This window comes from Halobacteriovorax sp., assembly GCF_041587335.1.
GTDB lineage: Bacteria > Bdellovibrionota > Bacteriovoracia > Bacteriovoracales > Bacteriovoracaceae > Halobacteriovorax.
Map to the genome: position 1 here is coordinate 19854 of NZ_JBFGYP010000023.1, position 14186 is coordinate 34039.

At 35.7% G+C, this 14186-nt stretch carries 12 protein-coding genes; 8 read left to right on the top strand and 4 right to left on the bottom strand.

From position 1 onward, the window contains the following. The first annotated feature begins 16 nt into the window (after positions 1 to 16). A complete protein-coding gene (locus tag ABX784_RS05575) occupies positions 17 to 277 on the top strand; it encodes a DUF493 family protein (RefSeq protein ID WP_372653645.1) in 261 nt (86 codons plus the stop codon). Positions 278 to 310: 33 nt separating this feature from the next. Beyond that, positions 311 to 1339: an NAD(P)H-dependent glycerol-3-phosphate dehydrogenase gene (locus ABX784_RS05580; protein ID WP_372653647.1), complete on the top strand. Its 1029-nt coding sequence runs from the start codon at positions 311 to 313 to the stop codon at positions 1337 to 1339. On the opposite strand, the gene ABX784_RS05585 is transcribed toward ABX784_RS05580, so the two are convergent. Then, the gene (locus ABX784_RS05585) at positions 1336 to 3576 is read right to left on the bottom strand and encodes a thioredoxin family protein (RefSeq protein WP_372653651.1); all 2241 of its coding nucleotides are present in this window, start codon (positions 3574 to 3576) and stop codon (positions 1336 to 1338) included. The two genes, ABX784_RS05580 and ABX784_RS05585, sit on opposite strands and share 4 nt — an antisense overlap. A gap of 152 nt (positions 3577 to 3728) precedes the next feature. Between ABX784_RS05585 and ABX784_RS05590 the strand changes: the two genes are divergently transcribed. The 5 genes from ABX784_RS05590 to guaA all read left to right on the top strand — a co-directional run bounded on the left by ABX784_RS05590 (position 3729) and on the right by guaA (position 9647). Further along, a complete protein-coding gene (locus ABX784_RS05590) occupies positions 3729 to 4523 on the top strand; it encodes an ABC transporter substrate-binding protein (protein WP_372653653.1) in 795 nt (264 codons plus the stop codon). A 99-nt stretch (positions 4524 to 4622) separates the two neighbouring features. Then, entirely contained in the window at positions 4623 to 5345 is a 723-nt protein-coding gene (locus ABX784_RS05595; protein ID WP_372653655.1) for a tetratricopeptide repeat protein, read from the top strand. Further along, positions 5311 to 6444 carry a hypothetical protein gene (locus ABX784_RS05600; RefSeq protein ID WP_372653658.1) on the top strand — a complete coding sequence of 378 codons (1134 nt, stop codon included), beginning with the start codon at positions 5311 to 5313 and terminating at the stop codon, positions 6442 to 6444. The genes ABX784_RS05595 and ABX784_RS05600 overlap by 35 nt, the downstream gene beginning before the upstream one ends. Before the next feature lie 157 nt (positions 6445 to 6601). After that, a complete protein-coding gene (guaB, locus tag ABX784_RS05605; RefSeq protein ID WP_372653661.1) occupies positions 6602 to 8071 on the top strand; it encodes an IMP dehydrogenase in 1470 nt (489 codons plus the stop codon). Positions 8072 to 8078: 7 nt separating this feature from the next. Then, positions 8079 to 9647 (top strand): glutamine-hydrolyzing GMP synthase, encoded by a 1569-nt coding sequence (gene guaA, locus ABX784_RS05610; RefSeq protein WP_372653663.1) that lies wholly within the window; start codon positions 8079 to 8081, stop codon positions 9645 to 9647. Between the two features lie 51 nt (positions 9648 to 9698). Here guaA and ABX784_RS05615 read toward each other — a convergent pair whose 3' ends face one another. The 3 genes from ABX784_RS05615 to ABX784_RS05625 all read right to left on the bottom strand — a co-directional run bounded on the left by ABX784_RS05615 (position 9699) and on the right by ABX784_RS05625 (position 12364). Next, positions 9699 to 10736, bottom strand: coding sequence for a DUF3943 domain-containing protein (locus ABX784_RS05615; protein ID WP_372653667.1), 1038 nt, complete (start codon positions 10734 to 10736; stop codon positions 9699 to 9701). A 130-nt stretch (positions 10737 to 10866) separates the two neighbouring features. Beyond that, complete coding sequence (locus ABX784_RS05620) at positions 10867 to 11760, bottom strand: hypothetical protein (protein WP_372653669.1); 894 nt, start codon at positions 11758 to 11760, stop codon at positions 10867 to 10869. A gap of 151 nt (positions 11761 to 11911) precedes the next feature. Beyond that, the gene (locus ABX784_RS05625; RefSeq protein ID WP_372653671.1) at positions 11912 to 12364 is read right to left on the bottom strand and encodes a hypothetical protein; all 453 of its coding nucleotides are present in this window, start codon (positions 12362 to 12364) and stop codon (positions 11912 to 11914) included. Positions 12365 to 12578: 214 nt separating this feature from the next. On the opposite strand from ABX784_RS05625, the gene dnaE reads away from it, so the two are divergent. Further along, positions 12579 to 14186: DNA polymerase III subunit alpha (gene dnaE, locus ABX784_RS05630; RefSeq protein ID WP_372653674.1), on the top strand; the 1608-nt coding region annotated here is incomplete at its 3' end.

Below are 14186 nucleotides of genomic sequence, written 5' to 3' on the forward strand. Positions count from 1 at the left end.
TGTATCGAGGATTTATATGGTAACAGAGTTAGAAGAATTTAAGGCGCTTTTAGATGACCAATACACTTGGCCGGCTCCATATCTATTTAAATTTATTGTCCCAAAGGAAGAGTTAAAAACATTGGAAACTCTAGTGGAGGGAAATCAAATCACAGAAAAGCCCTCTAAACATGGAAAGTACATTGCTGTAAGTTTTACTGCTGTATGTAATTCATCAGATATCGTTTTAGATATGTACAAAAAAGTCTCTACAATTCCAGGAATCCTATCTCTGTAGTAAACTATAGGTAGTTTAATCTTAGGAGAAATAATGAAATATGATTATGCCCTCGTTGTAGGTGCTGGTGCATTTGGTACATCAATAGCTTCAGTTCTTGCAAATAATTTCAAAAAAGTCATCTTAAAGGTTAGATCAGAAGATGTTTATGAAAGTCTTTTGAAAGGAACAAATTCAGTCTATCTTCCAGGTATAGAGTTGGCCGACAATATCGTTCCCGCTCTTACATGGGATGAGGTTGATCAAAAGACACAGGGAAAAGTTGAGATTATAGTTTCTGGTCTACCAACTGCTGGTATAAGTAGTTTCTTTAAAGATAATTATGATAGATTTTCAAAATATTTTGCCGATGGTGTTCCACTAGTATCTCTCTCAAAAGGAATTGATCCTGTTACTTTAGAAATGGCAGATGATTTGTTCTTTGATTTATGGAATGAGTATAAAGAACTTTTTTGCTTTTTATCTGGTCCAAGCTTTGCCAAAGAGATACTAGAAGAGCAGGTTACACTTGTAACTCTAGCGGGAAGATCTAAGCATAACCTTGAGAATGTATCTGCAATGTTAGATACAACTTATTTCAAAGTACTACCAAGTTATGATGTTAAAGGAGTTCTACTTGGTGGGGCCTTAAAAAACATTCTGGCCATTGCTGGTGGTATCATTGAAGGGCTTGGGTACAACCATAATACAAGAGCTGCAATGATTACTAGAGGGATCGCAGAGATGCTCCGCTTTGGTAAAGTATTTAATGCCAGACCTGAAACCTTTTATGGCCTAAGTGGTATGGGAGATCTTATTCTTACAACTACAGGTGAGTTATCAAGAAATAAGACTTTTGGTATTGAGATTGCGAAAGGTAGGAGTGCTCTTGAGATAATTAATTCTCAGCGTACTGTTGTTGAAGGTTATAAAACAGCAATGGCAGTTCATCTAATTTGTGAGAAGTACGGAATTCGAGCAAATATATTCGAAGGTGTTTACAAAGTTCTTTATGAAGAAGCCATACCAGGTGACGTCTTAAAAAAACTAATGAACCAGCCTAGTAAATTTGAGCTTGATTAATTCAAGCTCTCTTTTATTTCTTTTATGCTTATAGTTTCACCAAGGTTAATTAACTTTCCTTGTCCGTTGATAACAAAGTAAGCAGGAACTCCAACAAAACCATTTTTTCTAAGCCAGCTACCAATAACCTCATCTCTCTTAGTCCAGTCGGCAAGGAGTAGATGCACATTTTCTGTATCAACAAGCTCTCTAAATGAACTAGTTTCAATAACTAGTTTTTCATTTACTTTACATGTGAAGCACCACTTTGCAGTAAAATCGATAAAGACTTTTTTACCTTCTTTTGAGTATGTGTTCATTTTTTCTTCTGACCATTTTTCCCACTGTAAACCATGAGCGTTCTTTTCTTTAAGTAACATAGATCCATTCGCTGTGGATATAGAGGCCGGAGTCATAATGATATTTATAAAAATACCAATATATAGAATATGAAAGAGGACTTTCCATACTTTAGATTTCGTAATCTTTTTAGATAAGTAAAATGCAAAGAAGCATAATAGAAGTGCAGTATTTAGCTTAATCATAACTCCAGCAACATTGTCAGTTAATGATGAGTAAACATCAATAAGCCAAATTGTTGTAAGCAGTAATGTTAAACCTAAAAACTTCTTCAAGTTTTCCATCCACATTCCCGGCTTAGGTAGAAATGAGATTGTAGTAGGGAATACTCCCGTTATTAGAAATGGAGAAGCAAGTCCAAGCCCTACAGATGCAAAGATTGCAAATATTGTTAGGTTAGAAGATGTAAATGCAAACGTAAGTGCAGTCCCTAGAAAAGGGGCAGAGCATGGAGTAGATAGTATCGTCGCAAGAACACCAGAAGTGAAGTCTCCAAAGAATCCTTCATTTGTTTCTAGGCTACCAAGCCTAGACCCACCAGGTGTTCTAAATTCAAATAATCCAAACATATTTAAGGCAAATACAAACAGTACAAAAATCATTGTTAAGACAAATAGGGGAGATTGGAGTTGAAATCCCCATCCTACTTGTTCTCCAGCTTGTTTAAAAAGAATAATTGCAAGTGCAAGTAAAGCGAAAGTAAATAGTATTCCTAGTGTATAGCTTAAATTATGCTTTAAAATTCTACTATTACTCTCTGATCTATGTTGAATTAATCCAAATAACTTAATTGAAATTACCGGAAGTACACATGGCATAAAGTTTAATATTAGACCACCAATAAAGGCTAGAAATAGATAAGTAAATATAGAACTTTCATCATCGCTAGAGCTTGCTGTTTCTAAGGATTGCTTTGAACTCTCTCTTAAATTTGTTTCAACTGGAGATAGGAGTTCTGTGAACTTTTCAAACCTTTCAGCAGCTGTTAGCGAGAATGAGTGAAATGCCTTTGAGATAACTTCTGTTTTCCCTGTGAGAGGATTGGCATATAAAAACTTAAGAGTGTATGGCGTTTTAAATACTCCATCGGCAGGAAGTGGAATCTCTGGCTCCATATATTCACCGTCCCACTCAATACTATATTTTGCGTAATAACTTCCTTTCTTATCTTTAAATAGCTTTTCTCTTATGAAGTTGAAAGGCTCATGAGGGAAGGGTGTTAGAATATTTTTTTTAAGATCTATATTTTTATTTTCTAGCTCTGTAAGATTATAATATAGAACTAATTTATTCTCTTCTTGTCCCATTGCTTTCGCTAGAACTATATCTAGCTGACTAGGAAACTCAGCATTTTTAGGTAAGTTCTCAAGGCGAGTGGCTAACTTATCTGGAGAAACCTCATGGGTATTTCCAACAATTGTAGCAATCTTTGAAGCTTTCATTTCACCGCTAACTTCACCTTTTCCAGGGATACAGATATGCTTACAGACTAACCAGTTAGATTTAATATTGTATTTTGTATTTTGAATATCTTCAGGTGTTTTGAAAAAGACGGAGTATTCACCTTCATATCCAAAGGCCAGCATATCTCCTTCTTCAATATACTTTTTAGGAGTAGGCCATTCCAGTGATTCTAATTCAACTTTTTTTCCATCGAATTCAAATTCAAATTTTAGGGGAAGACCTGCATCTCCAGGGTTTTTCCAATATGTATGCCAGTGAGGATGATTCTTATAGCTTAGAACAATATAGTTACTATTTTGATGCTCAAGTGAAGAAGCTGTAAACATTACGGGCGTAGTGGGGATAGTCTCTTCTTTAAAAGAACTACTGGCTGCACTTGAAAATGATATGTTTAAAAGAGTGATTATTGTAAACAATAGAGTGTATTTACTCATTGATAGTATCCCTGTAATAAATTTTTTCTTCTTTATAGTATCAAATTATCGTTATATGCCCATAGAAGTTGAGAGATATAACCGAAAAATTGCCAAAACTTTACAATAATGGTGTTAAGATTTGTATATTTCAAAGTTTGTAGGAGTTATTGGTGAGAAGTTATCCAGAGTCAATAGTATGTATGACCGAAGAGAGTGTAGAGGTTATCTACGCTCTTAATAAGAGTGAACTTATTGTTGGTGTATCCGCTTACGTTGAAAGACCGCCTGAAGCTAAAAAGAAGAAGACTATTTCTGCTTTTACTCATGCTAATTTAAAGAAAATTAAAGAGCTAAAACCTGATCTTGTTTTAGGTTTTTCTGATATCCAAAAAGATATTGCTAGAGATTTAATAGGAGAAGGACTTAGTGTTTTCATTGCAAATCACAGGTCCGTTGAAGGAATATTAAATTATGTTCAGATGATTGGAAATTTAATTGGAGAAAGTGATAGGGCCAGTGAATACGTTAAAGAGCTAGAGTCAAAGATTAGCTATGCCAGAGAAAAATCGAGCTCCTTTAATGTTAAGCCTAGAGTCTATATTGAAGAATGGGATGAGCCTCTAATCTGTGGAATACAGTGGTTCTCAGAGATTGTTGAACTATGTGGGGGAGAGGTTGTCCACAAAGATAAGAGTCAATCCTCGTTAGCAACAGGAAGATTTCTAAGTCATAAAGAAATTATAGACTACAATCCTGACATCATACTCGCCTGCTGGTGTGGGAAGAAGGTTGATTTTGATAATATCTATAATAGGGAAGGCTATTCGACTATTTCAGCAATTAAAAATAACAAGGTTTTTGAACTAATTCCCGAAATATTTCTACAGCCTGGACCAGCTCCAATAGTTGCCGGCATTGATCAACTTCTCGAAATCTTTGAGAATTATCAATCTTTTAAGGCTTAAAGTTCGTATATTTGATCTTTTTTCAAAGACTCTTCTAAATATTTTTATCTTTCTTCCGATCAGATAGGAGAAGATTAAGGTTTTTAAGAGGACGGACCTATGTATAAGGCCATTAAATTAACAGCATTTGCTACTTTACTAACAAGTATTACATCTTGTGGTTTTGTAAATCACATTGAAGAGAGATCTGCACAGATTAATCAACAAGAGGATATGATCTTACAGTTATCAAAAGAGAAGAGAGATTTAAATTATCAAATAACTAAACTGAAAACTGAAATTGCTGCCTTAGAAACTAAGAACCAATTCTTAACTGTTCAATTGAAAGAATCTTCAGGTCAAATGCCTAATCGTTCTAGAACTGTTGCTTCAGTTGCACCTACACAAGATGCTACTGACCTTGTTCAGTATGATGTCTATAAATGGAAGCCTGATCAAGTTCTAGCTGTTGCTCAGAAAGAGTTCTCATTAAACAATTTTGAAAAATCGGCACAGTTTTTTTATACATTTAAAAAACAGTTTCCTGAGAGTAAGAAAATGAATGATCAATTTCTTTTTCAAGCGGGAGTTGCATCTTTTGAGTCTGGAAAACATTATAACTGGGCCATATCTAGTTTTCAAAAGCTAATTGATAACTATCCAACATCAAAATTTTATAGAGGTTCTAAACTTTGGATGGCACTTGCCAACCTGAAAATGGGGAATGAGGATAAGTTCTTCTCTGCCGCTGAAGAGTTTAGAAAGAAATATAGAAACACTCCTGAATGGAAAATACTGAGTACTCACTATGAAAAAATTGTTCAAAGACACAAAAAGAATTAGTTTAATCTCATTCTTTTTTACATTTCTATTTCTAAGTATTGCCCATGCAAAGTCTCCTGAAATGATGGTGACTGCAGTGAAGGGCAATGCATTCTTAGTTAGTAAGGGAAAGACTACTATCTTAAAACCTGGTGACCATATATATGATTTTCAAGAGGTATTTACTGAGATAGGTAGTCAGTTAACTGTAAAAAACTTCAATGATAAAGTGTTTCACTTCTCTGGTGGGAGTAGTGCAAAAATTCTAAAAGGTTTTTTAGAGCTTCAAAATGGATATCTATGGGTACAGTCAGGCCTTAAAAACTCTAGAGTATATAAGATTCAAACTCCAAATAGTGTAATCTCCTTTACTGAAGGAGAGGCGATAGTTGATTTTGATAACAATATTGTTAAAACTCAAATTCTTGTTCTTAATGGTGAATTTGAATTTGCAAACTTATTTGAAAATTTTCTTAATTTAGAAGTAGGGTCAGGAAAATTTTCATTTATATCTAAGGATTACAATAACGGCGCTCCTCGAAATCCAACACCGGTTGGAAGTAATACTTTTGAAAAGCTACAAGCGTTATTCGATAAGTCAGATATAGAAAAGAAAGATGTTAAACCTGTTCAAAGTATATTGAGCGCACAAGACACAAAAATGTTTAAAGTTCAGGAACCAAAGGCAAGGTCAGTAGCTTCTATTGTAGAGCTTGATGAGAAAGAATCTTCCGAAGATAGTCCTGAAATTATTTACAGAAAAGCTCACAAGAGGGATGAGTCTTTAGATTCAGAACTCACTAGCTATTATAATAAAAAATTATCTTCTATGAAGAAGACGAAAAAGAAGAAAATTGTAAATCCATACAGTAAGAAAACAGGTGTTAAAATCTCTATATTTGGTCAAAAGAAGAAGAAAGAAAGGTCAATAGCTTCAGTTCCTAAGAAAACGACTCGAAAACCTGCATCTATTATTGAACCAGTCGTTAAGATCAAAAAAGATGCCTTTGAATCATCTTTGACTAGAGAGTATAAGAAACAACTTAGGCATAATAAAGAGATTAACTCTTTAATCAATGAACTAAAGAGTTACGATCAAGATTACAAACAATCTTATTAAATGAAAAAAACATTTATTTATTAGCCTAGCGTTTATCTCAGATAAGCGCTTTTTTTTGACTGTTTATCTGCCTGATGAGCAAGTATTTCGTATCGTTTTCTATAGACATTTAAGATATAATTTCAATATCTTAAATTATATTTGAAAGAGGAAAATCATGAGCAATTCAACACCAAAGCTGGCTTTGACATACGATGATGTTTTAATAAAACCAGGCTACTCTGAGATCTTACCAGCAGATGCTATCTTAAATTCTAAGTTTTCAAAAAATATTGATTTAAATATGCCAATTGTGTCCGCAGCAATGGACACAGTAACAGAGGGAAGGGCTGCAATTGTACTTGCTCAGCAAGGTGGTATTGGAGTTTTACATAAGAATATGTCTCCTGAAGATCAGGCCAATGAAGTTAGAAAAGTAAAAAAGTTTGAAGCGGGGATGGTTCTAGATCCTGTAACTGTTTCTCCTGAGGCGACTCTTTCTGATGTCTTCGCTCTTGCTCGAGAGAGAAAAGTCACTGGGATGCCAGTTGTTGATCAACACGATATGTGTGTTGGAATTATAACAAGTAGAGATACTCAATTTGAAACAGACCTTACTGTTAAGGTTAAGGATATCATGACTCCTAGAGATCGACTCGTTACTGCGAAGAAGGGGATTGATCCTAATGAAGCTCAAATTCTCTTACATAAGCATAGAATTGAAAAGCTTCCAGTTTTAGATGATAAAGGAAGATTGACTGGTCTTGTGACGATTAAAGATATCATGAAAAAAAATGATTTTCCAAATTCTAATAAAGACAGATTTGGAAGACTACGTGTTGCTGGTGCAATGGGCGTAGGTGATAAGGAGTTCGATAGAGCGATTAGGCTTGTTGAAGCTGGAATAGATGCTCTTGTTGTAGATACTGCTCATGGACACTCAAAAGGTGTCGTGAATATGGTCAAAAGGCTCAAGGAAACTTTTGCTGAAGTAGATATTATTGCTGGAAATGTTGCAACTGCAAAAGCTTGTGAAGATCTTGCAAAAGCAGGAGCAGACGGGGTTAAGGTTGGTATTGGACCTGGCTCTATTTGTACAACTAGGGTTGTTGCAGGCATTGGTGTTCCACAGCTTGGTGCCATTATGGAGTGCGGAGTTGCATGTAGAAAATTAAAGATCCCTATGATAGCAGATGGTGGAATTAAGTACTCTGGAGATATTGTAAAAGCTATTGCCGCTGGAGCAAGTTGTGTGATGCTAGGTTCTCTATTTGCTGGGTGTGATGAATCTCCAGGTGAGATGATTCTCTATCAAGGAAGGCATTATAAAGTCTATCGTGGAATGGGATCTCTTGGTGCAATGGCCTTAGGATCAAAAGATAGGTACGGACAAGGTGAAGTTGATGAAATTCAAAAATTAGTTCCAGAAGGAATTGAAGGACAAGTTCCATATAGAGGATCACTTGCTTCAAATATTTATCAAATGCTCGGAGGTCTTAGGGCCGGAATGGGTTATGTTGGCGCTTCAAATATATTAGAACTCCAAGATAAAGCAGAGTTTATTCAAATAACACAAGCATCTTTAAAAGAGTCTCATCCACATGATGTGATGATAACGAAAGAAGCACCAAACTACCAAAAGTCGTAGGAAGAATATGAAAAGCGAAAAGTTAATAGAAAGAAAAATATGGATTGTTGATTTTGGATCACAATACACTCAACTAATCACAAGAAAGTCTAGAGAGTTAGGATACTCGAGTGAGATTATCACTTTAAAAGAATGCAAGGAACTTTTTAGCAATAATGAGAGACCAGATGCTTTAGTTCTATCTGGTGGACCTCAATCAGTATTTGAGGACTCTTTTGATTACTCTTTTATTTTTGATGATAAAGAACTCCCGATATTAGGAATTTGTTATGGTATGCAAATTCTAGGTAAGTACTTTGGTGGTAATGTTGAGAAGGGAACTATTGGAGAGTATGGTCATGCCACAATTACGTTCTCTGAAAATCATAGTTTTGAAAACTGTCCTAGTAATATAAATGTATGGATGAGTCACTCAGATCATATAACAGAAGTTCCAAATGATTTCGAAGTTGCTATTAAAAGTGGTAATGGACTGATTGCTGGAGTTGCTCATAAATCGAGAAAAATCCTGGGACTACAATTTCATCCTGAAGTAGAACATAGTGATCATGGGAAGGATATCCTTAATCACTTTTTTAAAAATATTGCAGAATTAGAACCTGATTGGTCTGCGAGTGAAATGCTTAAAGAAGCAAGTGAAATGGTTCGAGCTATTGGAGATAAGAAAGTTCTTTGCGCTTTCTCCGGAGGAGTAGACTCTCTAGTGGCAGCAATGTTATCTCATCATGTACTAGGTGATAATCTTTATTGCTTCTTCGTTGACCATGGTTTGCTACGTCCACAAGACTTAGGACATATAAAGTTACTTCAAGAGAACCTACCTTTAAATATTGAGATTATAGATGTTAAAGAATTATTTCTTTCTAAGCTAGAAGGTCTATCTGATCCTGAAGAGAAAAGAAAAATGATAGGTAATACATTTATCGAAGTCTTTGAGCAGAAAGTACACGAGTTTGAAGATAAAAAAGGCATTAACTTCGATTATCTATTGCAAGGTACGCTGTATCCAGATGTAATCGAATCTTTCTCTCCCCATTCTGAAGATGGAAAATCCGCAACAATAAAGTCTCATCACAATGTTGGTGGATTACCTGAGCGTATGAAGTTAAAGCTTCTTGAGCCGTTAAGACACTTGTTTAAAGATGAGGTTAGAAAGTTAGGAGAGGAGCTAAGTCTTGAACACGATTGGGTCTATAGACATCCTTTTCCTGGTCCAGGTTTAGGAATCAGAATTTTAGGTGAAATATTTCCTGAATCAATTAGAAAAGTACAAGAGTCAGATCAAATTCTTTTTGAAGAGCTACATCGCTCTGGACTTTACCAATCGACTTGGCAAGCGCTTACAGTTTTACTTCCTATTAAAACAGTAGGGGTTAAAGGTGACGCTAGGGCGTATGAGGAAGTAATTTGCTTAAGAATGGTAAATAGTTCTGATGGAATGACTGCAACATGGTCTGATATGCCAAGAGAGTTCTTAACAAAAGTTTCAAGCAGAATTACTAATGAAGTGAAAGGTGTTACTCGGGTGGTTTATGATATTACTTCAAAACCTCCTGGTACAATAGAGTGGGAATAAAAAAAGGAAGACTTAAGTCTTCCTTTTTTTATTTAAGTTAATTTCTATTGTTTAGAACTTTAATTCGATACCAATCCCAATGATAGAATCATCGTTATGAAGTGGGTTACCGTCAAAGTGATGCTTTGGTGCTTCCGTAAAGAAGTATGTTTTTGAACTTTTAATAACTTCAGTTTCAAAGACACTGTTGATTCCATCAAGCATTGCTCCTGCAGGATTCATTAGCGCCATTGCAAATCCTCCGACACTTTTAGATCCAAAAAGCTTTCCATCATTATCTTTAATTTTTTCACCCATTGAGTACATTGCTTCACCCATAAGTGATCCAAGAATTGGTGTAATTAATAAATCTTGAATTGAAGGAGTTTCAGCAAATGCTTCAAATCCGTACTCCCAAAAGAATGTAGACATTACAACACTATAACCAAATGACTCCATTTTATTAAAACCTGCATGACGAGCAACTGTGTAATATGCAGCACCTGATACTGGGTGTCCAACATAGTTAATAACCCAATCATCTTTATCTTTTACTGGTCCGGCCTTAACGTTTTCTTTCCACTTATCTCCAAGGCCTGCTTCTGAGATACTATCTTTATCCCACTTTGTTACAGACTCAGGCATTGCCCAAAGTAGTCCAACTGCAGCAGCACCAAGAGCTGTAAAGTTTCTTGTTTGCTTTACTAGTTTTTGCTGTCTATCTGATAAGTTATCAAATGAAATTGGTGTTCTATATTGATCGCCAACGACAACAAAAGATGAGAAAGGCTTGTCAGCATTAATTGCACAAATTGTTTCTAGCTGATCCATAGGTGCAGCAGTATTTCTTATTAGTGTCTCTTGTAGAGACTTACATTCTTTTTGGTTTCTTGTATCGACTGTTATGACTTTACCTTGTCCAAACATTCTATTTTGATTTTCTTTTTTGATTCTCTCATTACGAATATCGTCATTAATTTGATTCCACTTATCTTCTGAAACATATGCAGATAATGGGTTCATGGCCCAATCATCTAATTTGACTTCGCTCGCTGATGTTGCGTTCATAGATAGAACTAGTAATGGAATTAAAAATAATGACCTAAACATAGAAACCTCGTTTTTGTTATTTAACTTAAAAGTAAGGCTATTCTATAGAATTTTTAGATGTGATTGGTTGCTCTTGAAATATCTTCAAGGGCCGTCAAAAATAATGACAGTGGGTAAGTGTATGTAATCTTTAGAAGAATAAGCTGATTTGGTCAGCAGTAGACTCTTTCTTTGTAATAATATCTCGAGTTCTGTGCTGTAGAACCTCTGTTTTAGTGAATGAATCACTAAATGTTTGGATAACAAAGAAGCTCATTTGAGGGTAATCTTGCTTTAGAGATTTCATCTCTTCAGTTATAAGCTCTACATTATGTGGATCGTCGTCACTCATACCAAAACGGTGGTGATCACTATAACCATATTTTTGAATGGCCATTTCAACCGATTCTCTAATGGCACCTCTTTTCAAATCTGCAATTGAAGGAGTCTCTAACCCTTCTGAGAGTTGGTCACGAATTCCTGGGTTACTTACTGGGTAAATACTTAGGTAATTTGGAGACTTTGTTAGATGTCCATCTTGTACTAAGAGTTCAATCCCTTTTTTTATTGTATCGGGCTCATGACCTCTAGCTGTTATCACTGAGATTGGTCTTTGATTATGAGCTGCATGGAAAAAGCAGTTCCAAGAAGGTGCTTTCCAGTTAAAGTCTTTCTTAGAGAGAGCCTCTTCAATATCGTGAATAAATTTTTGTTTCTTACTTTTAAGGGAGTACTTCTGATCTCTAAAGTTTCTGAAACTACCTTTTTCATCATTGAAATCTATATAGAAGTCTTTGTAGACACCACTTATTCCAATCTCCCTATGATGGGTTGCAAATGCTGCACTTGAAAGTTGTAGCTCTTGCCCTGTTTTCTTATGAAAAATAACAATTGTTGTTGCTAGGGTCGCAACATTATCGTCAAAGTCGAAAAAATAGAAACTCTTTCCACCTAGGTGAAAGTTTCTATCCATCTCTATAGGTCTCTCATTGAAGAGTTCTAATTGAGAAGTACTTAATGGTATTTTCTTCTTTCTTTTGGCCATAATGACTTAACCTATATCCATTTACCTACTTGGAGCAAGTAAGTGTGTAATTATTAACTAGTGACGAAGTTACTAACTAGTTAAAAATATTAGTAAGAGGGTTTCATTTGTGAAACGCTCGCACCGGTAATGTGTGTGTATGGCTACTCGGTTAGTCTGTTATAAAAGATGAAAGGTTAACCACTTCCTGTGGGAACTCTTTCTTATCGATTTTTATTTTTCTTTGAACTTTAAAAAATACAGAGTAGTGCGTGAGGCATATAGCTGCAAACTCAGTTCTGACATCTCTATTCTTTGCACACTCTTTTAAAAATTCTAAACCGTTAGCAGAGTGTGCTTTATTAACCTTAATTATTTGCGCAATTTCATGGAGCGCCGCTCCAGCATCCTTCCATTCGTGGTGAATAACTGCAACTTCTCCAGCTTTTTGAGCTGGGTAATCTTTCTTTAAAGGGAGAGCACTGCTTGCTTCAGAAATAATTTGGTTAAACTCAACTTTTGAAAGCCGTTTCATCTCCGCACGTGTGTAAAGCTTTGGAAATTCAACAAAATTTCCATACGCTGAGAGCGAAATAAATAGGGACGTAATTAAAGTTTTTATCATCTAGGCATACATAATAAAGGAAATCTTAAATTGATCAAGTAAAGTATTGAAAGTATTAATGGCCTGGCGCGATATATCCATATCTCATAAACCGAATATTACGGTGCAACAAGAGTGAAATGAACTGACAAAATGTAGCGAATTTGCTTTAATTAGAAAGTAGAAATTATATGCGACACCACACACACGACGCATGAATCACGAGGCATTCAATATGAGTGAAAACGAATCTTCATCGCTTCTAGAGACACATCCAAATAGCTTTGTTCATCTTCATTTGCATACGCAGTACTCACTGTTAGATGGTGCAATAAGATTAAAGGATTTAATTCCGACAGCTAAAGAAATGGGTGTTCCTGCAATTGCGCAAACTGATCATGGGAACATGTTCGGAGCAATTGATTTTTATAAGCGTTGCAAGAGCGAAGGTATCAAACCTATCTTGGGATCTGAAATTTATTTCACTCCAGGATCGAGATTTGATCGAAAATCTGCAAGAAGATCGGCCCGTGTATCAAACCAAGATGAAGAGGAATCAAACCACCACATTCATCATCTAATTCTACTCGCTAAAAATAATACTGGTTATCAAAACCTGTGTAAGCTTCTCTCTAGAGCATATCTAGAAGGATTTTATTACAAGCCTAGAGCAGATGTAGAACTTCTAAAGGAATACTCAGAAGGACTTATCTGTACAACTGCATGTTTAAAGGGAGAGGTTGGATATAACTTCTTTACTGGGCAAGATGATAAGGCAGTAAGAGCAATTGAAAAGCTACAAGAAGTTTTTGGCTATGAGGATTTCTACCTAGAAATTCAAGAAAATGGAATTCCAGAACAAGCAGACGTTAATAGAAAAGTTTTGGAATATGCTAAAAACAATAAAGTAAAAATTGTAGCGACAAATGATGCTCACTACATGACTCCTGAAGATGCAACTGCTCAAGAAGTTCTTCTGTGTATTCAGACGGGAAAATCTTTTGCCGATGAAAATAGAATGAAGATGACTTCTCAGGAATTCTATTACAAATCTCCTGAGAGAATGAGAGAGCAGTTTCACTATGCTCCCGAAGCATGTGATGCGACTTTAGAAATTGCTGATAAATGTAACGTTGAACTTAATTGGACAGATGAAAAGGGAAATCAAATTTATCATCTCCCTGATTATCCAATTGATACTGGCGAAACAGACAATGAATACTTTAGAAGAATGTGTAAAGAAGGGCTGGAGGAGAGATTCAGAGGTCCACATTTTACAAAGCTTGTGGCCCAAGATAACTGGAAAAGTGAAGAAGAACCAAAGTATTGGGCGAGACTAAAGTACGAAGTTGATATGATCATCGAGATGGGGTTTCCTGGTTACTTCCTAATCGTTGCCGACTTCATTCAATGGTCAAAAAATAATGGAATTCCTGTTGGTCCTGGTCGTGGTTCGGGAGCAGGTTCTCTTGCAGCTTATGCAATGACGATTACAAATATTGACCCTCTTCCATATAACTTACTCTTTGAGAGATTTATAAATCCAGAACGTATCTCAATGCCTGACTTTGATGTCGATTTTTGCCAAGCTGGTAGGCAGAGAGTTATCGAGTACGTAACAGAAAAGTATGGTGAAGATAAAGTTGGTCAAATTATTACATTTGGAAAACTGCAAGCAAAAGCAGTTGTAAAAGATGTTTCCAGAGTTTTTGATCTCTCTTTTGCTGAAGCCAATATGCTCTCAAAGCTTATTCCTGATGAACTTGGAATAAACCTTGAGAAGGCCATTGAGATGGAGCCTAAAATCCAGGAACTCATTGATACTGATCCTAAGATTAGACAA

What these genes read in the sequence shown, in the direction of transcription:
- ABX784_RS05575 (WP_372653645.1), top strand. Translation starts at nt 17, where the DNA reads ATGGTAACAGAGTTAGAAGAATTTAAGGCGCTTTTAGATGACCAATAC.
- ABX784_RS05580 (WP_372653647.1), top strand. Translation starts at nt 311, where the DNA reads ATGAAATATGATTATGCCCTCGTTGTAGGTGCTGGTGCATTTGGTACA.
- ABX784_RS05585 (WP_372653651.1), bottom strand. Translation starts at nt 3,576, where the DNA reads ATGAGTAAATACACTCTATTGTTTACAATAATCACTCTTTTAAACATA.
- ABX784_RS05595 (WP_372653655.1), top strand. Translation starts at nt 4,623, where the DNA reads ATGTATAAGGCCATTAAATTAACAGCATTTGCTACTTTACTAACAAGT.
- ABX784_RS05600 (WP_372653658.1), top strand. Translation starts at nt 5,311, where the DNA reads ATGAAAAAATTGTTCAAAGACACAAAAAGAATTAGTTTAATCTCATTC.
- guaB (WP_372653661.1), top strand. Translation starts at nt 6,602, where the DNA reads ATGAGCAATTCAACACCAAAGCTGGCTTTGACATACGATGATGTTTTA.
- guaA (WP_372653663.1), top strand. Translation starts at nt 8,079, where the DNA reads ATGAAAAGCGAAAAGTTAATAGAAAGAAAAATATGGATTGTTGATTTT.
- ABX784_RS05615 (WP_372653667.1), bottom strand. Translation starts at nt 10,736, where the DNA reads ATGTTTAGGTCATTATTTTTAATTCCATTACTAGTTCTATCTATGAAC.
- ABX784_RS05620 (WP_372653669.1), bottom strand. Translation starts at nt 11,760, where the DNA reads ATGGCCAAAAGAAAGAAGAAAATACCATTAAGTACTTCTCAATTAGAA.
- ABX784_RS05625 (WP_372653671.1), bottom strand. Translation starts at nt 12,364, where the DNA reads ATGATAAAAACTTTAATTACGTCCCTATTTATTTCGCTCTCAGCGTAT.